The sequence below is a fragment of the Rhizobium sp. GR12 genome (assembly GCF_036596185.1).
GTDB classification, from domain to species: Bacteria; Pseudomonadota; Alphaproteobacteria; order Rhizobiales; family Rhizobiaceae; genus Agrobacterium; species Agrobacterium nepotum.
In genome coordinates this window covers 299,223-320,902 of record NZ_JASXTH010000008.1, presented here as the reverse complement: position 1 = coordinate 320,902, position 21,680 = coordinate 299,223, and the positions used below count along the sequence as shown (strand labels likewise).

At 60.9% G+C, this 21,680-nt stretch carries 20 protein-coding genes; 7 read left to right on the top strand and 13 right to left on the bottom strand.

The window, feature by feature from the left end:
* Positions 1-148: 148 nt before the first annotated feature.
* From panB to QSK43_RS16330, 8 genes are all read right to left on the bottom strand, one after another.
* Positions 149-988 carry a 3-methyl-2-oxobutanoate hydroxymethyltransferase gene (panB, locus tag QSK43_RS16365; RefSeq protein WP_332304318.1) on the bottom strand — a complete coding sequence of 280 codons (840 nt, stop codon included), beginning with the start codon at positions 986-988 and terminating at the stop codon, positions 149-151.
* On the bottom strand, positions 985-1,863 hold the full coding sequence (gene panC / locus QSK43_RS16360; protein ID WP_045017498.1) for a pantoate--beta-alanine ligase: 879 nt from the start codon (positions 1,861-1,863) through the stop codon (positions 985-987). The genes panB and panC overlap by 4 nt, the downstream gene beginning before the upstream one ends.
* A 118-nt stretch (positions 1,864-1,981) precedes the next feature.
* The gene (locus QSK43_RS16355; protein ID WP_332304317.1) at positions 1,982-2,758 is read right to left on the bottom strand and encodes an enoyl-CoA hydratase-related protein; all 777 of its coding nucleotides are present in this window, start codon (positions 2,756-2,758) and stop codon (positions 1,982-1,984) included.
* Positions 2,748-3,674: a hydroxymethylglutaryl-CoA lyase gene (locus QSK43_RS16350; RefSeq protein ID WP_332304316.1), complete on the bottom strand. Its 927-nt coding sequence runs from the start codon at positions 3,672-3,674 to the stop codon at positions 2,748-2,750. Before QSK43_RS16350 ends, QSK43_RS16355 begins: the two co-directional genes overlap by 11 nt.
* 1 nt (position 3,675) lies before the next feature.
* Positions 3,676-5,664: an acetyl/propionyl/methylcrotonyl-CoA carboxylase subunit alpha gene (locus QSK43_RS16345; RefSeq protein WP_332304315.1), complete on the bottom strand. Its 1,989-nt coding sequence runs from the start codon at positions 5,662-5,664 to the stop codon at positions 3,676-3,678.
* A 7-nt stretch (positions 5,665-5,671) separates the two neighbouring features.
* Positions 5,672-7,273, bottom strand: a complete 1,602-nt coding sequence (locus QSK43_RS16340; protein ID WP_332304314.1) for a carboxyl transferase domain-containing protein — start codon at positions 7,271-7,273, stop codon at positions 5,672-5,674.
* Between the two features lie 8 nt (positions 7,274-7,281).
* Entirely contained in the window at positions 7,282-8,454 is a 1,173-nt protein-coding gene (locus tag QSK43_RS16335; RefSeq protein ID WP_332304313.1) for an isovaleryl-CoA dehydrogenase, read from the bottom strand.
* A 56-nt stretch (positions 8,455-8,510) separates the two neighbouring features.
* Positions 8,511-8,984, bottom strand: coding sequence for an Lrp/AsnC family transcriptional regulator (locus tag QSK43_RS16330; RefSeq protein ID WP_003500312.1), 474 nt, complete (start codon positions 8,982-8,984; stop codon positions 8,511-8,513).
* Positions 8,985-9,312: 328 nt separating this feature from the next.
* Here QSK43_RS16330 and QSK43_RS16325 point away from each other — a divergent pair, with 328 nt between their 5' ends.
* The 5 genes from QSK43_RS16325 to gpmI all read left to right on the top strand — a co-directional run bounded on the left by QSK43_RS16325 (position 9,313) and on the right by gpmI (position 15,707).
* Positions 9,313-10,440, top strand: coding sequence for an acyl-CoA dehydrogenase family protein (locus QSK43_RS16325; RefSeq protein WP_332304312.1), 1,128 nt, complete (start codon positions 9,313-9,315; stop codon positions 10,438-10,440).
* A 48-nt stretch (positions 10,441-10,488) separates the two neighbouring features.
* Positions 10,489-11,721 (top strand): 3-methyl-2-oxobutanoate dehydrogenase (2-methylpropanoyl-transferring) subunit alpha, encoded by a 1,233-nt coding sequence (locus QSK43_RS16320; RefSeq protein ID WP_332304322.1) that lies wholly within the window; start codon positions 10,489-10,491, stop codon positions 11,719-11,721.
* A 1-nt stretch (position 11,722) separates the two neighbouring features.
* Positions 11,723-12,736, top strand: coding sequence for an alpha-ketoacid dehydrogenase subunit beta (locus QSK43_RS16315; protein WP_332304311.1), 1,014 nt, complete (start codon positions 11,723-11,725; stop codon positions 12,734-12,736).
* Positions 12,737-12,738: 2 nt separating this feature from the next.
* Positions 12,739-13,983 (top strand): dihydrolipoamide acetyltransferase family protein, encoded by a 1,245-nt coding sequence (locus tag QSK43_RS16310; protein WP_332304310.1) that lies wholly within the window; start codon positions 12,739-12,741, stop codon positions 13,981-13,983.
* A 206-nt stretch (positions 13,984-14,189) separates the two neighbouring features.
* Positions 14,190-15,707 (top strand): 2,3-bisphosphoglycerate-independent phosphoglycerate mutase, encoded by a 1,518-nt coding sequence (gene gpmI / locus QSK43_RS16305; RefSeq protein WP_332304309.1) that lies wholly within the window; start codon positions 14,190-14,192, stop codon positions 15,705-15,707.
* Positions 15,708-15,827: 120 nt separating this feature from the next.
* On the opposite strand, the gene bigR is transcribed toward gpmI, so the two are convergent.
* From bigR to QSK43_RS16280, 5 genes are all read right to left on the bottom strand, one after another.
* Positions 15,828-16,181 carry a sulfite-sensing transcriptional repressor BigR gene (bigR, locus tag QSK43_RS16300; RefSeq protein ID WP_332304308.1) on the bottom strand — a complete coding sequence of 118 codons (354 nt, stop codon included), beginning with the start codon at positions 16,179-16,181 and terminating at the stop codon, positions 15,828-15,830.
* Positions 16,175-17,470 carry a bifunctional sulfur transferase/dioxygenase Blh gene (gene blh / locus QSK43_RS16295; protein ID WP_332304307.1) on the bottom strand — a complete coding sequence of 432 codons (1,296 nt, stop codon included), beginning with the start codon at positions 17,468-17,470 and terminating at the stop codon, positions 16,175-16,177. The genes bigR and blh overlap by 7 nt, the downstream gene beginning before the upstream one ends.
* Before the next feature lie 81 nt (positions 17,471-17,551).
* The gene (locus QSK43_RS16290; RefSeq protein ID WP_332304306.1) at positions 17,552-18,055 is read right to left on the bottom strand and encodes a hypothetical protein; all 504 of its coding nucleotides are present in this window, start codon (positions 18,053-18,055) and stop codon (positions 17,552-17,554) included.
* 13 nt (positions 18,056-18,068) lie between these two features.
* A complete protein-coding gene (locus QSK43_RS16285) occupies positions 18,069-18,860 on the bottom strand; it encodes an SDR family NAD(P)-dependent oxidoreductase (RefSeq protein ID WP_332304305.1) in 792 nt (263 codons plus the stop codon).
* Positions 18,861-18,886: 26 nt separating this feature from the next.
* Positions 18,887-19,714, bottom strand: coding sequence for an alpha/beta fold hydrolase (locus tag QSK43_RS16280; protein ID WP_332304304.1), 828 nt, complete (start codon positions 19,712-19,714; stop codon positions 18,887-18,889).
* A 129-nt stretch (positions 19,715-19,843) separates the two neighbouring features.
* Between QSK43_RS16280 and QSK43_RS16275 the strand changes: the two genes are divergently transcribed.
* Together QSK43_RS16275 and QSK43_RS16270 are read left to right on the top strand one after the other, a co-directional pair.
* Positions 19,844-20,830: a GlxA family transcriptional regulator gene (locus QSK43_RS16275; protein ID WP_332304303.1), complete on the top strand. Its 987-nt coding sequence runs from the start codon at positions 19,844-19,846 to the stop codon at positions 20,828-20,830.
* A gap of 120 nt (positions 20,831-20,950) precedes the next feature.
* A complete protein-coding gene (locus QSK43_RS16270) occupies positions 20,951-21,679 on the top strand; it encodes a FadR/GntR family transcriptional regulator (protein WP_332304302.1) in 729 nt (242 codons plus the stop codon).
* Position 21,680: the final 1 nt, after the last annotated feature.

The following is a 21,680-nucleotide window of genomic DNA, read 5'->3' as shown; positions in this document are numbered from 1 at the left end:
AATCTCATGCTCCGCAGAAGAACCGACCAACTCGCAAAACCACCGCCCGAAACAACAAAAGACCTCCGCCAGATGCAATTCAACTGGGAGCCGATTTAAACCGGACAGTAGTGGGACAGGCCCGAGCATGACGAGGGTATTGGTTCCGTCACTCCCCCGAAGGCGCTTGCTTGCGAACCTGAAACGTATGCTCCGGCCCCGGAAAGACGCCGGAGCGCACCTCGTCGGCATAAGTTGCCGCTGCTTGCGAGACGGTCGACCCCAGATCGGCGAAACGTTTGACGAATTTCGGTTTGAAGTCGGTGAAGAGGCCGAGCATGTCGTCGGAAACGAGCACCTGCCCATCGCAGGCCGGCGATGCGCCAATGCCGACGGTTGGGGCGGCAAGCTTTTCGGTCAGTTCGCGGGCGAGCGGTTCGACGGTGCCTTCCACGACGATGGCGAAGGCGCCTGCCTGATCGACCGCAATCGCATCGCGCCAGATTTTCTGTGTTTCCGCATCCGAATGCCCGAGCGAGCGGAACCCTCCGGCGGTATGGACCAGCTGCGGCATCAGCCCGACATGGCCGAACACGGGAATGCCGCGGGCCACCAGAAAAGCGATGGTTTCCGCCATTTCCTCGCCGCCTTCCAGCTTCACGCCGTCGCAACCGGTCTCCTGCATCACCCGCACGGCATTGCGAAACGCCTGTTCCTTCGATTCCTGATAGGTCCCGAAGGGCAGGTCGACGATGACGCAGGCGTGTTCGACGCCGCGCATGACGGCACGGCCGTGGGCAATCATCATATCCAGCGTGACGCCCACCGTCGTATCCATGCCGTAAAGCACCATGCCGAGGGAATCTCCTACCAGCAGCAGATCGCAATGCGGATCGAGCAGGCGGGTTATCGGCGTCGTATAGGCGGTGAGGCAGACGATGTGCGCCTCGCCTTTCATCTGCCGGATGGAGGCCGTGGTCAGCCGCTTGTGTTTCCCGTGCGTGCTCATCGTGCAGCCTCCTGTTTGCCGGGTTTATCACGTCCGATAACGCGGTTGTCGAGCAGGCGGGTGCTGCCCACCCGCACAAATAGCGCCACCAGCACAGGCCCCGCCTGCAACGAAGCAACGGGGGCCAGCGTGTCGGGATCGCGCACTGCCACGACTTCGGGCGATGCCAGCTTCTCGGCGGCGATGAATTTCTCTATTGCCGCTTCGAAAGTGGCCGGATCGTCGCAGCCTTCATTATAGAGCCGTTCCGCCTCATCGAGCGCGCGTGGCACGATAACGGCGGCGGCGCGCTCCGCAGGGCTCAGATAGACATTGCGCGAGGAGCAGGCGAGGCCATCCGCCTCACGCACGGTGGCGACCGGAACGACCCGGACCGGCTGGGCGAGATCTTCCACCATGCGCCGGATCAGCGTCACCTGCTGGTAGTCCTTTTCGCCGAAATAGGCCGCATCCGGCTGAACGAGATTAAAAAGCTTGGTGACGACGGTGGTAACGCCGGCGAAATGGCCCGGCCGCACCGCGCCTTCCAGCTGGCTACCCAGTTCCGGCACATCCACCACGGTCTGCATCGGGCGCGGATACATCTCCGCGACTTCCGGTGCGAAAAGAATATCGACGCCCGCCTCTTCCAGCAGCGCGCTGTCGCGGGCGAGATCGCGGGGGTAACGGGCAAGATCCTCATTCGCCCCGAATTGCAGCGGGTTGACGAAGATCGAGACCACCGTCACGTCGTTCTCCGCCTTGGCTTTGGCAACGAGCGTCAGATGGCCGATATGGAGAAAGCCCATGGTCGGCACGAAGCCGACGGTCTTGCCATCGCGGCGAAACGTGGCGGTCAGGCCGCGCAATTCGGCGACGGTTTTTACAAGGCGCATAGGCTCTCCTCCGGCTCCCCGATCGCCCTCCGGCGAAAGGTGCTGGATAGAACTCGATTTGCCGAACGGGGTCAACGCGGCTGCGGGCATAATATCGATTAAGACCTTGAGTGGCGGTTCAGGACCCGCGAACCCAGATAGGCGGGCGTTTTTCAGCAAATGCCTGTCGGCCTTCGCGCGCCTCTTCGCCGCTGCTGATCTTCGCGATGACGCTTTCGGCAAAGGCAAGCCGTTCGACTGACGGCATGTCGCGCATCGCCAGTAACGCGGCCTTTCCGGCTGCGATCGCGCCCGGTGCATTCTGCCGCAAGCGGGCGAGAACCTCCTCGATAACACTGTCGAGTTCGGCGGATGGCACTGCGCGGTTGATAAGGCCGATGCGTTCGGCTTCTGCGGCGGTGATCGGTTGTCCGAGATAGGCCATTTCATGAAGCCGGTTCATCGGTATTTTGGCCAGAAGTTTCGCGGCCACCATGGCCGGGAAAAGCCCGACGCGAACTTCCGGCAGGCCGAACTCAGCATGATCGGCGGCATAAACAAGATCACAAGCCGCGATAAGGCCGAGCCCGCCCGCCAGCACCCGCCCGTTGATGCGGGCGATGACGATCTTGTCGCAGGTCTCGATGGCGCGCATCACGTCAGCGATGGGGTTCGTTCCGGCGTGCGAGAGGAACATGCCGCCAGCGCTTTCCTTGAGATCGGCCCCGGAGCAGAAGCTGCGGTTTCCTGCCGCCGTTATCACCACGGCACGTAAGTGGTCGTCGCTGGAGGCTGTCTGGATCGCATGCGTCAAGGCGTCCGTCATCGCCGCGTTCATGGCATTGTGGATTTCCGGCCGGTTGAGCGTCAGCCACAGAACGTCCTTGCGCTTCTCGCTCAACAACTCATCCGCCATGCGCGTTACCCTCCATTTTTGCCGAAAGCAGCGCTTTTCCGGCGCGGGCCGCACTTGGCCTGCCGAGATGGCGACTTATCCAGTCCCCGGTTCTTGCCACCGCCATCAGGTCGATGCCGGTTTTAATACCAAGCCCTTGCAGCAGATAAGCAACGTCTTCGGTGGCGACATTGCCGCTGGCGCCCGGCGCAAAGGGGCAACCGCCCAGCCCCGCCACGGAACTGTCGAAAACGGAAATGCCTTCCTCAAGCGAGGCCAGCACATTGGCGACGCCCTGTCCATAGGTGTCGTGGAAATGCATGGCGAGGTTTTCGCGCGGGATGCGGGTCGATACGTGGTCGATGAGTTTGCGGATTTGGCCGGCCGTGCCGACGCCGATCGTATCGCCGAGGGAAATTTCGTAGCATCCCATGGCGACAAGCGCCTCGGCCATCGCCGCCACATCATCGGGTGCGACCACACCGTCGTAAGGGCAACCGGCGATGCAGGAGACGTAACCGCGCATGCGGATGTTCCGGCTGGCCGCAGCCTCCGCAACATCTCGCAGACGTTCAAGACTTTCGGCGCGCGAGCAGGCGATATTATGCTGGCTGAAACCTTCGGAGGCGGACACGAAAACGGCGATCTCCGTCACACCCGCCTCGATGGCGGCCTCGAAGCCCTTCAGATTGGGAACGAGCGCCGGATAGGCCGTGCCAGGTCGGCGTTGGAGACCCTGAAACACCTCCTTCGAGCCTGCCATTTGCGGAACTTTTTTAGGCGAGACGAAGCCTCCCGCTTCCACCGCTGTCAGTCCGGCCGCAGCCAGCCGCTCGATCAACTCGATCTTGACGGCGGTGGAAACCTCAGCACTTTCGTTTTGCAGGCCATCGCGTGCACCCACTTCAACGATTTTGACGGTTTGGGGCCAGGCCATCTCACGCGCCCTTCGGCTCGAAATCCACCAGCACCGCACCGGCCGCAACCATATCGCCTTCGGCGCAATTGATGGCGGTGACGGTGCCTTTTGCGGGCGCACGGATCGTGTGTTCCATTTTCATCGCCTCCATCACCACAAGCGCCTCACCGGCTTCGACGGTCGCGCCGTTCTCGCTCAGGACGGCGCGAATGATGCCGGGCATGGGCGCTTCCAGACCGCCGGTATGAATGGCGGAATCCGCAATATCGACGGGGTCGGGCTGGCTGACACGATACTGTTCGCCATCCAGAAAAAGCGCGTGGCCGTTATCGCTGGCAAAGAAATAGCCCCGCCTTTGTCTGCCATCGACAGTCGCCTGCAATGTGCCGTCTTGTGAGAGGCTGCCATGAGCGCGAATGGTTCGCTCGCCGATCTCCAGCGAAACATCGTCAGTCTCATGCGTGACGGCAACGTCAAAGGGGTGATGGTCGAGGACGAAACGCAGGGTCTCACGCGCAGGCGCGTTGAGGCGGAAAGCGTTTGTAGCGTTCCACGGGCTGTAAGGATCGGCCTGCGGCAGCTTAGGCCCATTCTTGCGTGAAAGAAGCAGGCCGAGCGCGGCCAGAGCAATTTCGTTTTCGCCTGTGGTCGCAGGGGCAAAAAGCGCCGCCTCGTTGCGGGTTATGAAGCCGGTATCGAGATTGGCCGCTCCGAAAGCATCCAGTTCCGCAAGCCGGGTCAGAAAGGCGGCGTTGCTGGTGACGCCGCAAATCGCCAGTTTTTCGAGCGCAAGCCGCAGACGCCGCACGGCCGAGGGACGATCATGATCCCAAACGATCAGCTTGGCGATCATCGGGTCGTAATGCACAGTAATGGCATCGCCCGCACGAATGCCGCTGTCTATCCTGAGATGGGCGTCCCCGTCCGGAAAGACGAGATGGCTGACCGTACCTATCGACGGCAGAAAATCATGTGCCGGGTCTTCGGCGTAAATCCGGGCCTCGATGGCGTGGCCGTTGATGCGCAGAGTGTTCCAGTCTTCCGGCAGCGACTGCCCTTGAGCGACGCGGATTTGCCATTCGACCAGATCGAGACCGGTAATATATTCCGTCACCGGATGTTCGACCTGAAGCCTCGTGTTCATTTCCATGAAATAGAACTTGCCGGATGGGTCGAGCAGGAATTCCACCGTTCCCGCGCCGCGATAATCGATGGCGCGAGCGGCGGCGACCGCCGCTTCGTACATGCGTTGCCTGAGCGCGTCGGGCAGGCCGGGGGCAGGGGCTTCCTCTATGACTTTCTGGTGTCGGCGCTGGATGGAGCAGTCGCGCTCGAACAGCGAAAAACAGTTGCCATGGCCATCGGCAAAGACCTGCACCTCCACATGGCGCGGCCGTTCCAGATATTTTTCGATCAGGATGCGGTCGTTGCCGAAGGCGGCAAGTGCTTCCCGTTTGGCACCGGCAAGCTCGGCTGCAAATTCGCGTTTCTTCCGGACGACACGCATGCCCTTGCCGCCGCCGCCAGCCGAGGCCTTGATCAGCACCGGATAACCGATAAATTCTGCCTCGTCTGCAAGCTTTTTGTCGGCCTGATCTTCACCGTGATAGCCGGGAACGACGGGAACACCCGCCTCCGCCATCAGCGCCTTCGCCTCGCTTTTTCCACCCATGGCGCGGATCGCTTGCGGCGACGGGCCAATGAAAACGAGGCCGGCGGCTGCGCAGGTCTCGGCGAAACCGGCATTTTCCGAGAGAAAACCGTAACCGGGATGAATGGCCTCCGCGCCGCTTGCTTGTGCGGCGGCAATGATTTTTTCGCCGTCGAGATAGGAGGAACGCGCAGATGCCGGGCCGATGCCAATGGCCTCGTCGGCCAACGCCACATGCATGGCGTCGCGGTCTGCATCCGAATAGACCGCGACGGTGCGGATGCCCATGCTGCGAGCGGTGCGGATAATCCGGCAGGCGATTTCGCCGCGGTTGGCGATCAGTATTTTTGAGAACATCGTCGCCTCACATCCTGAATATGCCGAAACGGGTGGGTTCAACCGGCGCGTTCAGCGCAGCCGACAGGCCAAGGCCGAGCACGAGGCGGGTATCCTTCGGGTCGATGATGCCATCGTCCCACAGCCTTGCGCTGGCATAATAGGGATGGCCTTCCCGTTCGTATTTTTCCCGGATCGGCTGTTTGAACGCCTCTTCGCCCTCGGTGGACCAGTGGCGGCCATCCGCCTCGATGCCGTCGCGCCGGATTTGCGCCAGAACGGATGCCGCCTGCTCACCGCCCATCACGGAAATGCGCGCATTCGGCCACATCCAGAGGAAGCGCGGCGAATAGGCGCGCCCGCACATGCCATAATTTCCCGCACCGAAGGAGCCGCCGATGATGACCGTGAATTTCGGCACTTTGGCTGAAGCGACAGCGGTAACGAGCTTTGCGCCATCCTTGGCGATGCCGCCTGCCTCATAGGCCTTGCCGACCATGAAGCCGGTGATGTTCTGCAGGAAAACCAGGGGAATGCCGCGCTGGCAGCAGAGTTCGATGAAATGCGCGCCCTTCAGCGCCGATTCCGAAAACAGAATGCCGTTATTGGCGACGATGCCGACGGGATAGCCGTGGATATGGGCGAAACCGCAGACCAACGTCGTGCCGTAAAGCGCCTTGAACTCATCGAATTCAGAGCCGTCCACCAGACGCGCGATGATCTCGCTCACCTCGAAGGGCTTGCGTGTATCGGCGGGCACGATGCCGTAAAGGTCTTCGGCCGGATAAAGCGGTTCCGCCGGTGGGCGAATGTCCAGATCCACCTGTTTGCGGCGGTTGAGGGTGGAGACGATCCGCCGGGTCAGCGCCAGAGCGTGGCGGTCATCATGGGCATAATGATCGGTGACGCCGGATTGCCGCGAATGAACATCTGCACCGCCCAGTTCTTCCGCACTCACCACTTCGCCCGTTGCGGCCTTCACCAGCGGCGGGCCACCGAGAAAAATCGTGCCCTGATTTTTGACGATGACGGACTGGTCGCTCATGGCGGGCACATAGGCTCCGCCCGCCGTGCAACTGCCCATCACTACGGCAATCTGGGCGATGCCCACCGCCGACATATTGGCCTGATTGTAAAAAATGCGGCCGAAATGATCGCGGTCGGGAAAAACCTCGTCCTGATTGGGAAGGTTCGCACCGCCAGAATCCACCAGATAAATGCAGGGCAGGCGGTTCTCAGTGGCGATCTCCTGCGCGCGCAGATGTTTCTTCACCGTCAGAGGATAATAGGTTCCGCCTTTCACCGTCGCATCATTGGCGACGATCACGCATTCGCGGCCGGCGACCCGGCCGATGCCGGTGACGATACCGGCAGCGGGCACGGGTTCGTCATAGACTTCATAAGCTGCGAATTGCGAGAATTCGAGAAACGGACTGCCGGGATCGATAAGGGCTTCGATCCGGTCACGCGCCAGCAATTTGCCGCGTGACAGATGCCGTTCGCGCGCCTTGTCGCCGCCGCCTCTGGAGATTTTCTCGACGTGAAGCCTCAGGTCATCCACCAGTCCCGACATGAAGGTGACGTTGGCGGAAAAGGTGGGGTCGCGGTTCAGAGTGGATGTAAGCTTCATCGCGTTCCTCACCCGTTGCCTTTGACCAGTTCGCGGCCGATCAGCATCCGGCGGATTTCGCTGGTGCCCGCGCCGATTTCATAAAGTTTGGCGTCCCGAAGCAAGCGACCCGCCGGGCTTTCATTGACATAGCCGGAACCGCCGAGAAGCTGGATCGCATCCAGCGCCACCTGTGTCGCCCGCTCGGCGGCAAACAGGATCGCGCCTGCCGCATCCTGCCTCGTGATGCGGCCGTTGTCGCAGGCGCGGGCAACGGCATAGACATAGGCGCGGGATGCATTCATGCCCGAATAGATATCGGCTAGCTTTCCCTGCACCAGCTGGAATTCGCCGATCGGCTTGCCGAATTGCTTGCGCTCACGCGCATGGGGCAGCACCAGATCGATGGCCGCCTGCATGATGCCGACCGGGCCGGCCGCAAGTACGGCGCGCTCGTAATCGAGGCCACTCATCAGCACCGTCACGCCGTCGTTCAAGCGCCCGAGAATGTTTTCTTCCGGCACCTCGCAATCCTCGAATACCAGTTCGGAGGTGGGCGAGCCGCGCATGCCGAGCTTGTCGAGTTTCTGGGCCGGGCGAAAACCCTTGAAGCCTTTCTCGATCAGAAAGGCCGTGATACCGCGCGCACCGGCGGACATGTCCGTCTTGGCGTAGACTACCAGCGTATCGGCCTCGTGGCCGTTGGTGATCCACATCTTCGTGCCGTTCAGCACATAAACGTCACCCTTGCGCTCTGCCTTCAACCGCATCGAGACGACATCCGATCCGGCTTCCGTCTCGCTCATGGCGAGCGAACCGACATGCTCGCCCGAGACGAGTTTCGGCAGATATCGCCGCTTCTGCTCTTCGGTTCCCCAGCGGTGGATCTGGTTGATGCAGAGATTGGAATGGGCGCCGTAGGAAAGGCCGATGGAAGCCGATGCCCGGCTTATCTCCTCCATGGCCACGCAATGGGCGAGATAGCCCATATCCGCGCCGCCGTACTCCTCCGAAACGGTGATGCCGTGCAGGCCAAGTTCGCCCATCTGTGGCCAGAGCTTGCGCGGAAACTGGTCGTTGCGATCGATCTCGGCGGCGAGCGGCGCTATTTTATCGTCGGCGAATGCTCTTGCGCTGTCGCGCAATGCTGCGATTTCCGGGCCGAGATCGGCGTCGAAAATTGCGGCGAGGTTCAAACTCATCGCGTCTACTCCTCCTCCCAGTCGACCGGCACCTCCTCCGCGCCGGTCGCTCTCATTTATGGCGCGTCACCTCCGGTGAAGGCGGCGGAACGGCGCACGAATGTCTTGATGGCGAAATTGGACTGGATGCGTGACACGCCGGGAACCGTGGTCAGGAAATCCAGAAGCTGCTGATAATGCGGCAAATCCCGCACCATGGCATGAATGAGATAATCGGAACTGCCGCTCGTCTGGTAACCGCCCACAACTTCCGGAATGGAGGCGACGTGGTGCTCGAACGTCGTCAGCGCTTCCTTGATCTGCCGCTCAAGCGTGACGGAAATGAAGACGCCCATATTGCCGAGCAACCGGTTCTCATCGAACACGGCGGTATAACCGCGAATGATGCCTTCCTCTTCCAGCTTGCGCACCCGGCGCAGCGTTGGCGTGAAGGAAAGGCCGATCCGGGCTGCCAGATCACGCCAGCTCACCCGCCCATCATCGCCGAGCACATGCAGAATCTTCTGGTCGAAACTGTCGAGCTCAATCATGGATCATTTGCTCTACGATATGTCTATTTATTGGATCAAAGATATAGCCAATCGAAAAACTGTCAATCAAAATAGCTTTGAAATGAATTCGAGATAGTGATAGCGTTCATGTCAGTTTCGGTCTGGAGGAGATCGCGATGATAGTCATTCTCTCATGCAGGGTGTGACTAAGGGAGGTGAATTTGGCTGTGCATGACCCTGTCGTTGTCGTCGGGGCTGCCCGTAGTTCTATGGGTAAGTTCCAGGGCGAATTCGAATTGATGGCCACGTCCCGTTCAGGCGCGGCCGCCGCCTTTGCCTCTGCCGAGCGCTCCTGCGGGAGGCGGCGATGATCCTGAACGAAGCCCAGCAGCAGATCAGGGATATGGCCCGCGATTTTGCCCGCGAGCGGCTTGCCCCCGGTGCCGGCGCGCGCGACCGGGAAAGCCGGTTTCCGAAAGACGAACTGAAAGAGATGGGCGAACTCGGCTTCCTCGGCATGCTGGTCTCGGAGGACTATGGCGGATCGGAAACCGGTGCCGTCGCCTATGCTCTGGCGCTGGAAGAAATCGCGGCCGGTGACGGCGCCTGTTCCACCATCATGAGCGTTCACAATTCGGTCGGCTGCGTACCGATCCTCAAATTCGGCACTGAAGATCAGAAGCAGCGTTTCCTGCCGAAACTGGCCTCCGGTGAATGGATCGGCGGTTTTGCGCTCACCGAACCGCAGGCCGGTTCCGATGCCTCCAACCTGAAGACCCGGGCGCGGCGCGATGGCGACCGTTATATCCTCGACGGCGCGAAGCAGTTCATCACGTCAGGCAAGAATGGCGATGTCATCATCGTTTTTGCCGTCACCGATGTCGACGCAGGCAAAAAGGGCATCAGCGCCTTCATCGTGCCCACCGATACGCCGGGTTACGAGGTGATCAGGGTCGAGGAAAAACTCGGCCTGCATTCCTCCGATACCTGTCAGATAGCGTTCACTAACATGGCGGTCCCAGCCGAATTGTGGCTCGGCGAAGAGGGACAGGGGTATCGCATCGCGCTCGCTAACCTTGAAGGCGGCCGCATCGGCATCGCCGCGCAGGCGGTCGGCATGGCGCAGGCGGCTTTCGAGGCGGCGCGGGATTATGCCCGTGAGCGCAAGGCCTTCGGGCAGGCAATCATCGAGCATCAGGCCGTGGCGTTTCGGCTTGCGGATATGGCGACGCGTATCGCGGCGGCGCGGCAACTGGTGCTGCATGCGGCGGCGCTGAAGGAAGCGGGCGAGCCCTGCCTTTCGGAAGCTTCGATGGCCAAGCTTTTCGCCTCGGAGATGGCGGAGCGTGTCTGCTCGGACGCCATCCAGATTCACGGCGGTTACGGCTACATGGCGGATTATCCGGTGGAGCGGATCTATCGCGATGTGCGCATCTGCCAGATTTACGAGGGAACCAGCGATGTCCAGCGGATGGTGATCGCGCGGAACCTTTGAGAGTTTTCGCGGTCTGGAGGAGACCGTGACGGGAGGAGTAGAATGGACATCACCGAAACACCACGTCTCAGCCTGCATGTTCCAGAGCCTGCGGTGCGGCCCGGCGACCAGCCGGATTTCTCCAATGTGAAGATACCCAAGGCCGGGTCGGTGCCGCGCCCGGAGGTGGATGCGGCGCCTGAAGACATGCGCGATCTCGCCTATTCGATCATCCGCGTCCTCAATCATCAAGGCGAAGCGGTCGGGCCGTGGGCAGGGCTGCTTTCGGATGAGGATTTGCTTGTCGGCCTGAAGAACATGATGCGGCTGCGGGCTTTCGATGCCCGCATGCTGATGGCGCAGAGGCAGGGCAAGACCTCCTTCTACATGCAGCATCTGGGCGAGGAGGCGGTCAGTTGCGCCTTCCGCAAGGCGCTTTCCAAAGGCGATATGAATTTCCCGACCTACCGGCAGGCGGGTCTGTTGATCGCCGACGATTATCCGCTCGTTACCATGATGAACCAGATCTATTCCAACGAGCTGGATCCGTTGCACGGGCGGCAATTGCCGGTTCTCTATTCTTCAAAGGAGCATGGCTTCTTCACCGTCTCCGGCAATCTCGCCACACAATATGTGCAGGCGGTCGGCTGGGCGATGGCGTCAGCCATCAAGGGCGATACGAAAATCGCAGCCGCGTGGATCGGCGACGGTTCGACGGCGGAATCGGATTTTCACTCCGCGCTGGTCTTCGCCTCTACCTACAAGGCCCCGGTGATCCTCAACATCGTCAACAACCAATGGGCCATTTCCACTTTTCAGGGTATCGCACGTGGCGGTTCCGGCACGTTTGCGGCCAGAGGGCTGGGTTTCGGCATTCCGGCGCTCCGGGTCGATGGCAATGATTATCTCGCCGTTTATGCCGTGGCCCGATGGGCCGCCGAACGCGCACGCCGGAATCTCGGCCCGACGCTGATCGAATATGTGACCTACCGCGTCGGCGCGCATTCCACCTCCGACGATCCGAGCGCCTATCGTCCCAAGACCGAATCCGAGGCCTGGCCGCTCGGCGACCCGGTTCTGCGGCTGAAGAAACATCTCATCGTGCGCGGCGTCTGGTCGGAGGAGCGGCACCGGCAGGCGGAGGCGGAAATTGCCGATGAGGTGATCGAGGCGCAGCGCGAGGCGGAAAGCCACGGCACGCTGCATGCGGGCGGCAAGCCACCGACCAAGGATATTTTCGAGGGCGTTTACGCAGAGATGCCGCCGCATCTCGTGCGCCAACGCCAGAAAGCCGGGTACTGACATGACGAGAATGACGATGATCGAAGCCGTCCGCAGCGCCATGGATGTCTCCATGGAGCGCAGCGACGATGTGGTGGTGTTCGGCGAAGACGTGGGATATTTCGGCGGCGTGTTCCGCGCCACGCAAGGGTTGCAGGGAAAATACGGCAAAACCCGCTGTTTCGATGCGCCGATCAGCGAATCCGGCATTGTCGGCACCGCCATCGGCATGGCCGCTTATGGCTTGCGTCCCTGCGTCGAAATCCAGTTCGCGGATTACATGTATCCCGCCTACGACCAGATTACCCAGGAGGCGGCCCGCATTCGTTATCGCTCCAACGGCGATTTCACCTGCCCTATCGTCCTCAGAATGCCGACCGGCGGCGGCATTTTCGGCGGGCAGACGCATAGCCAGAGCCCGGAGGCGCTTTTTACGCATGTCTGCGGTCTGAAGGTGGTGGTTCCTTCCAATCCCTACGACGCCAAGGGCCTGCTGATCGCCTCGATCGAAGACCCGGATCCGGTGATGTTTCTGGAGCCGAAACGGCTTTATAACGGCCCCTTCGACGGCCATCACGACCGGCCGGTGACGCCCTGGTCCAAGCACGACATGGGCGAGGTTCCAGAAGGGCACTACACCATTCCGATCGGCAAGGCCGAAATCCGCCGCCCCGGAAACGATGTCACCGTCATCGCTTACGGTACCATGGTGCATGTGGCGCTGGCGGCGGCGGAGGAGACGGGCGTGGATGCCGAGATCATCGATCTTCGCAGCCTGCTGCCGCTCGATCTCGACACCATCGTCAAGTCCGTTTCCAGGACGGGCCGCTGCGTCATGGTGCATGAGGCGACGCTCACTTCCGGCTTCGGCGCGGAAGTGGTGTCGCTGGTGCAGGAACATTGCTTCTACCATCTCGAAGCCCCCGTCGTCCGCGTCGCCGGCTGGGACACGCCTTATCCTCATGCGCAGGAATGGGACTATTTTCCGGGGCCTGCCCGCGTCGGACGCGCCCTTGTCGAAGTCATGGAGGCCTGATTATGGCGGAATTTATTATCACTATGCCCGATGTCGGTGAAGGCGTCGCGGAAGCGGAACTGGTGGAATGGAACGTGAAACCGGGCGATCTCGTCCATGAGGACATGGTGCTGGCCGCGGTGATGACGGATAAAGCTACGGTGGAAATCCCGTCACCTGTGGCCGGCGTCGTCACATGGCTGGCCGTGGCCGTGGGAAATACGGTGCCGGTGAAAGCGCCGCTCGTTCGCATCGAAACCGATGTTTCTGCCGCCACTCCCGATGGCAACGGACCGGAGGCGGAAGCGCCCTCCGACATGACGGAAGCGCCGCCGGTTGTTGAAAGCCCGCCGGCCCGCGAAATCGACGATGCGCCTCCTTCGCCTGAGATCGAGCATCATAAACCTTTGGCGTCCCCCGCCGTTCGCCGACGCGCCGACGATCTCGATATCGATCTTGGACAGGTCAGGGCAACGGGGCCGGACGGGCATATCACCCACGCCGATCTCGATACCTATCTCACCTCGCGGTCAAAGCCAGAACGGCTCGCGCCGGTCGTGCCCGGCGACAGCGCTGTGGAAGAGGTGAAGGTGACGGGGCTGAGGCGCAAGATCGCCGAGAAGATGACGCTTTCCGTCTCCCGTATCCCCCACATCACCTATGTCGAGGAAATCGACGTGACGGATCTGGAGGATTTGCGCGCGACCATGAACGGCAACCGCCGTTCCGGACAGCCGAAACTGACAATCCTGCCGTTCCTGATGCGCGCGCTTGTCAGAACGTTTGCCGACCATCCCGGCATGAACGCCACCTTCGATGACGAGAAAGATGTCGTCAGCCACTACGAAGCGGTTCATATCGGCATTGCCACGCAGACGCCGGCGGGGCTGACAGTCCCGGTCGTTCGTCACACGGAAACGCTCGGTCTTTGGGAATGCGCGTCGGAAGTCGCGCGTGTCGCCGAGGCGGCCCGCACCGGCACCGCAGCGCGCGACGAGCTGATGGGATCCACCATTACCATCAGTTCGCTCGGTGCATTGGGCGGTGTCGTTTCGACGCCCATCATCAACCACCCCGAGGTCGCGATCATCGGCGTGAACAAGATCGCGACGCGGCCGGTCTGGGATGGAACGCGTTTCGTGCCGCGCAAGATGATGAATTTGTCCTCCAGCTTCGATCACCGGGTTGTCGACGGCTGGGACGCCGCCGTCTTCATCCAGGCCGTCAAGGCGCTGCTGGAAAAGCCCGCGCTGATCTTCATCGACTGACGCGTGCATAGCTTTTTAGCGGGTTGTTTTCGACCTTCACGGAACTGTTTCGGTGTCGGTATAGGCTTGCGTTCGCGATCTTCGGGTATAGAAGAGAAAGAACGAGAAGTGTGTTTTCTCATCACGATCACAGCGGCGGACGGGGGCGCTCCGGTGCCCAGCGCTTCGCTGTCCGCCGGCAACCGAATGAAGAAGAAGGTCCTTTCATGAGCACTCCCAAACCCGTTGTCCTGACTATTCTCGATGGCTGGGGACTGAGCGAGGACACGTCCAGCAATGCGCCGGTTCTGGCAAACACGCCGACCATGGACCGGCTTTTCGCCACCTGCCCGAATGCCAGACTGACCACCTTCGGTCCGAATGTCGGCCTGCCCAGCGGGCAGATGGGCAATTCCGAGGTGGGACATACCAATATCGGCGCGGGCCGTATCGTTGCCATGGATCTCGGCCAGATCGATCTGGCGATCGAGGATGGCAGCTTTTTCCAGAATGCCGCGATCCTCGATTTCGCTGCCAAAGTGAAGGCTGCGGGCGGCGTGGCGCATCTGATGTGCGTCGTTTCCGATGGTGGCGTTCACGGCCACATCGTCCACGGTCAGGCGGCGGTGAAGCTCTTGACCGATCTGGGGTTGAAGGTCGTCGTGCACGCCATCACCGATGGCCGCGATGTCGCGCCGCAATCGGCGGAAGGTTTTGTCACCGCCTTTGCGGCCAACCTGCCCGAAGGCGCCAGCATCGGCACCGTGATCGGCCGTTATTATGTGATGGACCGTGACAATCGCTGGGAGCGTGTTGAAAAAGCCTATGACGCCATGGTTCTCGGCAAGGGCGAACATGCGCCTGACGCTGTCAGCGCCGTTGCCGCAAGTTACAAAAACAATGTCACCGACGAATTCATCCTGCCGACGGTGATCGACAATTATGAGGGCTTCAAGGCCGATGACGGCCTCTTCTGCCTGAACTTCCGCGCCGACCGCGCCCGTGAAATCCTGCTCGCAATCGGCGCGGATGATTTCGATGGCTTCAAGCGCGAAAAGCCCGAGCTTTCGGCCTTGCTTGGCATGGTGGAATATTCCACCAAACACGCCACCTTCATGGCGACGGCTTATCCCAAGCGCGATATCGCCAATACGCTGGGCGCCTGGGTGGCAAAGCAGGGCTTGCGGCAGTTCCGTCTGGCCGAGACGGAAAAATATCCGCATGTCACCTTCTTCCTGAATGGTGGCAAGGAAGAGCCGGAAGTGGGCGAAGACCGCTTCATGCCGAAATCTCCGAAGGTTGCGACCTATGATCTGCAACCGGAAATGAGCGCGCCGGAAGTGACGGAGAAATTCGTCGAGGCGATAGGCAAGGGTTACGATCTCATCGTCACCAATTACGCCAATCCTGACATGGTGGGTCATACCGGCGATCTACAGGCTGCGATCAAGGCTTGTGAAGCCGTGGATCGCGGGCTTGCCGCCGTCATTGCCGCGCTGGAAAAGGTGGGCGGCGCCATGCTGGTGATTGCCGATCACGGCAATTGCGAAACCATGGTGGACCCGGTGACCGGTGGCCCGCATACCGCGCATACCACCAACCCGGTGCCGGTTATCCTTTATGGCGGACCTGAAGGCGCAAAGCTGCATGACGGTATTCTCGCCGATGTCGCCCCGACGCTGCTGCAACTGATGAATGTGCCGCTGCCTGCGGAAATGACGGGCAAGAGCCTGATCAATTTGTGATCGAGTGAGCCTGCGCGCGAGCTTTTCGGCTCGCGCGCAGTTGGAGCACGTCCCGTTTGAACGGAATCATTCGACGTGCTCTACCTCTTTGTTTTTGCGCATTGTCCGGACGTAAAACCGCTACGCACTCTCCTCCGGCGCACAGAATATGGCATAAAGCGCCTCTATCAGCTGTGCCGCTTTTTCCTCCGCGAGCTTGTAGAAAATCTGTTTGGCCTCACGCCGGGTCTCGACGATGCCGGCTTCCCTCAAGACCCCGAGCTGCTGGGAGAGTGTGGGTTGGCGGATATCCAGCCTGGTCTCCAGTTCGCCGACGGAAAATTCCCCCTGCGCGAGCGTGCAGGCGAGCATCAACCGCGCGGGATGGGCGAGCGTCTTCAGAAGCAGTGCGACCTCTTCAGCACGTTCCTCCAAGGCGGGAATAACGATTTCGGTGATGTGCGGGGCCTGTTTCAGCGTGGTTTCCTTCACCATGCGCTGCCCTCCAGCATGTCGAGCGGAAATTTCAGGTAACGCTTGCCGTCAGCCTCCGGCTCCGGCAGACGACCGCCACGGATATTGACCTGCAAGGCGTGCAGAATGAGCTTCGGCATCGGCAAGGTGCGGTCCCTTGCCTCGCGCAACTGAATGAACCTCTCCTTTGTCATGCCGACCAGATGCGGATTGTTGCGTTTTTGTTCGCCGACGGTGCTTTCCCATTTCGGTGCGCGGCCGCCGGGCTGGTAGTCGTGGCCGGTGAAAAGCCGTGTATCATCGGGAAGGGCAAGTATGTCCTGAATGGACGCCCAAAGCTCTCCGGCGTTGCCGCCGGGAAAATCCGCCCGCGCCGTGCCGGAATCGGGCATGAACAGCGTATCATGCACGAAGGCGGCATCGCCGACGACATAGGTCACGGAGGCTAGCGTGTGACCGGGCGAAAACAGCACGCGCGCCTCGATCGAGCCGATGCTGAAACGGTCTCCCGCTTCAAACAGCCGGTCCCATTGCGAGCCGTCGGTCTCAAGATCGGGCCAGTTATATTTCTCCTGCCAAAGCTTCTGCACGCCGGTTATCCGGGCGCCAATGGCGGTTTTCGCACCGGTCTTCTGCTTGAGGTAATGGGCGGCGGAAAAATGGTCGGCGTGCGGATGGGTATCGACAATCCATTCCACCGACAGGCCCTGGTTCGCCACATAATCCAGAATGGCGTCCGCATTCATGGTTCCGGTCGCCCCGGATTTCTCGTCGAAATCATAGACGGGATCGATAATGGCGCAGCGCCTGCTCGCGGGGTCCGCGACGACATATTGCACGCTGCATGTACGCGGATCGAAGAACGCCTTGACGTGCGGTTTTGACGAAATTTGCCGCTCCAGCCAGCGGACAGCGCCGGAGAGGTCGAAACCATGCCTCTTGCCGAACGTGTGGATTTCACCCGGTTCCATGCGCCCGTCCAGCGCTTCGCCGAGAACATAGAGCGTGAGCGCACGGGTGCCGCCTTTGCAATGGGCAAATACGGGGCCTTCGGCCTCGGTCATCGTCTGCTGGAAGGCACGAATATCGGCCTCGGTAATGGTCGGGTTGCTGACCGGAATGAAACTATAGGCCAGGCCCGCGGCGCTGGCGGCGCTTTTTTCGTGCGCATTGCCCGGCTGGCCGGGTTCTTCACCGTCCGGCCGGGCATTGATGATGCCTTTATATCCCTTTGCGGAAAGCGATGGAAAGTCGGCGATTTCCGGTTGGCCTGCGACAGTCAGACGGTCGTTGATCCTCACGGCATTCATCGGGATCTCCTGTTGCTTTATAACAATATACCTTATTGTATAATGTATATTGATTGGCCGCAATAGACGCGAAAAGAAGCTTCAGGACGCGGGCTGGCCTCTGGCGACGAGCTTGCGCCGTGTCGCCTTCCAGCCAAGACAGATTGCCGCGACCAGCAGGGCCAACTGGGCGACGAGAAATGGCGGCTCGTTGCCGTTCGGCGCCAGTTCGTTCAGCGTTTCGACCTTGAGGAAGGCCTGGACGATCAGCACGAACATATTCAGATAAAGGCCCATCGTGGCGGTGATGGTATAGACGATGCGCGCCCTGCCATTGAGCCCGTATCCGTAAAGCGCCACCAGTGCGACCGCCAGAATGCCGGCCGAGATGATGCCGACGCCAAGCGCCGGTGTGAAGTTGCCGATCGGAAACAGAAAACCGGTGAGCGTGGTGGCGAGCGTCGTGACGAGAAAAAGGGCCGTCATGCGCGGCATCCATCGCCCGGCCGCATAAGCGGGCAGGGCGATCAGTCCGGTTGCTATGCCGATGAGGCTCAAGGCAACGTGCAATGTCGTGAATTGGGGAATTGTCAGTCCGAGGATCATGATGCGTCTCCCTCTATTCGGTTTGAGTTGCACGATACCGGCCGGCGGCAAGTGCATGCGACAGATTGGGCCTCAATGCTGCGCGGGCTGCAAGGAAATTCTCCAGGTCGGCGCTGTCCGGCAGGGAAGGAATGGTCAGGACCTCGCCGAGATCGAGACCGGCAAGGGCGGCGTCCACCATCTCGTTAACGTCCATGACCATGGCAGCCGGAATGGCGTCGAGCCGTTCCTCTTCCCAGATCGCCGTGCGGGTAATGCCCGGCAAGACGCCCTGGACCCGCACGCCGGAAGGGGAAAGCTGGGCGTGCAGCGCCTCGGTGAAGGCGAGAACGAAGGCCTTGGTCGCAGGATAGACGGCGGTAAACGCCGCCGGCATCAGCGCCGTTACCGAGGTGATATTGATGATCGTGCCCTTTCCATCGGCGGCAAGGCGCGGCGCGATCGCCGCCGCAAGCCGGGTGACGGCAAGGATGTTGAGGTTGATCATCGTCGTGACATGGGCCGGATCCAGCGCCGTGATCGGTCCTTCTCCGGCAATGCCGGCATTGTTGACGAGGCCGGTAATCCGCCGGTCTTCGCGCAGCCGGGCCTCGACCTTTTCGAGGTCTTCCGCCCTGGAAAGATCGGCGGCAAGGACTTCGACAGCGACGTGATGATCTTTTTCCAGCTGCTCGGCCAGTGCTTTCAGCTTTTCGACGCGCCGCGCCACGAGGATGAGATCGTGGCCGCGTTTTGCCAGGCGTTCGGCATAGACCGCGCCAATGCCGTCGGATGCGCCGGTGATGAGAAACGTACTCTGTGTCATATCCGTGTCTCCTGTGTCCTATGGTTTCAGGCGGTGATGAAGGCGAGAAGGTCGGCGTTGAACCGGTCCTGATAGGTCTGCGTCAGGCCATGGTCGGCACCCTCGTAGACTTTGAGCACCGCATGTTTGACGATCTTGACCGTGGAGAGTGCAGAAGCGCCGATCGGGACGATCTGGTCGTCATCGCCGTGCAGCACCAGCGTCGGTTTGTCGAAGGCCTTCAGGTCCTGGTGGAAATCGCTTTCCGAAAAGGCGCGGATGCTGTCAAGCTGGCCTTTCAGGCCGCCCATCATGCCCTGCCGCCAGAATTCGTCGCGAATGCCTTCAGAAATCACAGCGCCGTCGCGGTTGTAACCGTAGAAGGGAATGGACAGATCCTTGAAGAACTGGCTGCGATTGTCAAAAGTGCCCTTGCGGATACCATCGAAAACATCGATCGGCAGGCCGATGGCATTGCTTTCTGTCTTCAGCATCAACGGCGGCACCGCGCCAATGAGGGCGATCCTGGCGATGCGGGCCGTGCCGTGGCGGCCGATATAACGCGTCACCTCGCCGCCACCGGTGGAATGGCCGACGAGAACGACGTCGTGAAGATCGAGCTGTTCGATCAGTTCGGCCAGATCGTCGGCATATTGATCCATGGTATTGTTGTGCCAGACCTGATCGGAGCGGCCATGGCTGCGGCGATCGTGGGCGATGGTGCGGAAACCGTGATTGGCGAAGAACACCATCTGCGCGTCCCATGCATCGGCGCTGAGCGGCCAGCCGTGGGAAAAGATGATGGGCTTGCCGTCTTTCGGGCCCCAGTCCTTGTAGAAGATGTGCGTTCCGTCTCTGGTGGTTATCGTTGTCATGGCTCTCTCTCCTGTTGCGGGTGGTTTGCTTGCGTCCCGTGGGAATAGAGATACTCTGGAGACAGCCGGGGCTGGATTGGCGCTTCTGACAGAAAACGAGCCGAAACTGACAAAACGGGGATACGGGGCATGGCGGGTGTTGCGGGAAGCGCGCTGGAAGTCGGTTTGGTCCTCTATCGGGACTGTCAGGTCGCCATGGTGCACGGCATCACCGACCTTTTTGGCATTGCCTCGGTCTTTTCAGAGGATCGCGGCGGACAGAAATTACGGGTCAGCCACTGGAGCATGGGCGAGGGCGGCGGTTTTTCCCGCAGCCATGACACCGATCCGGGCAGACCGGGACATCCCGATATCTTCGTCGTGCCCGGCCGGCTGACCGGGCCTGCCGAAATCGACGAGGCCGAGCCTTATGCCCGTTGGCTGCTGGACCGGCACGCGCATGGCGCGACGCTGGCCGCCAGTTGCGGCGGCTCCTTCATCATCGCCGCGACCGGTCTCCTGTCCGGCCGTCCGGCCACGACCCACTGGATGTTTGCCGAACCGTTTCGCGAGCGTTTTCCCGATGTCCGTCTGGAGGTAGACAAGATCGTCATTGAGGATGGCGACATCATCACCGCCGGCGGGTTGATGGCATGGACCGATCTCGGCATGCGCATCGTCGACCGCCTGCTCGGACCTTCGGTCATGATCGAGACCGGCAAGTTCCTGCTGATCGACCCTTCAGGACGGGAACAGCGACATTACAGCAGTTTTGCGCCGAGGCTAATGCATGGCGACGAGCCGATCCTGAAGGTGCAGCACTGGCTGCAGGCGCGGGCGGGACGAGCCACCAGCGTAACCGATATGGCCGCACATGCCGGGCTGGAGGAGCGGACCTTCCTGCGCCGTTTCAAGGCCGCAACCGGCATGAAACCCATCGAATATGTTCAGCATCTGCGTGTCGGCAAGGCGCGGGAATTGCTGGAATTTACCCGCCGTTCGGTAGACCAGATCGCCTGGTCGGTGGGATACGAGGATGCCGCCGCCTTTCGCCGCGTGTTTCACCGTATTCTCGGCCTTTCGCCGGGCGAATATAGAAGCCGCTTTTCCAGCGGTTCGGCGATGGCGGCCGCCTGACGGCAGATGCCGCTTTTGCTGTATCACCCGCTTGGCAATGGGGAGGGCGAGAAGCGCGGCCCTTGCAATGTGGCAGGTGTTTGCTAACATGCCAGACAAGTTTAAAACAGGTGGGCCGGAATGGACGTTGAGAGCAGCACGAAGCAGGTATCGCTCGCGGCGAAAATCAGTTCGGCATTAAGGCGGGATTTGTCGGAGGGTGTGTTCCTCCCCGGTGACCGCCTTCCGAGCGAGAGCGCGCTGACACGCGAATATTCCGTCAGCCGCACGGTGGTTCGGGAGGCAATCGCCATTCTGCGTGCCGATGGTCTTGTTGAGGCTCGCAAGGGAGCAGGCGTTTTCGCCATTGAGGCGAAACCGGCCAAGGAGGTGCCTTTCAACGATCTGGCGGTGGGGCGGATCTCCTCTGTGATCGAATTGCTGGAATTGCGCACCGTCTTCGAGGTCGAATCTGCCGGGCTCGCGGCATCGCGTCGTTCCGCCGTGCAGGTGGAGACGATTGTCGATGCGCATCGGCGTGTCGGTGACTGTCTTTCCGCTGGATTGCCGACACGGGACGCCGATTTCGAGTTCCATCTGGCGATTGCGCAGGCGACGCAGAACAGGCGTTTCCCCGAGTTTCTTCAACTCATCCGCTCCGGCATCATTCCCCGTGGCGAGTTGCAGGGTGCAGCGCCCGGCTCGCGTCCGAAGGACTACAACCTTCATCTCCAGGAGGAGCATGCGAAGATCGTAGACGCCATCATTGAAGGTGACGCCGATGCCGCCCGCCAATATATGGCGGCGCATCTGCGCGGCAGTCTTGAGCGTTACAAGGTGCTTCTGCGTTCCAGAACCGCCGCAGATTAAC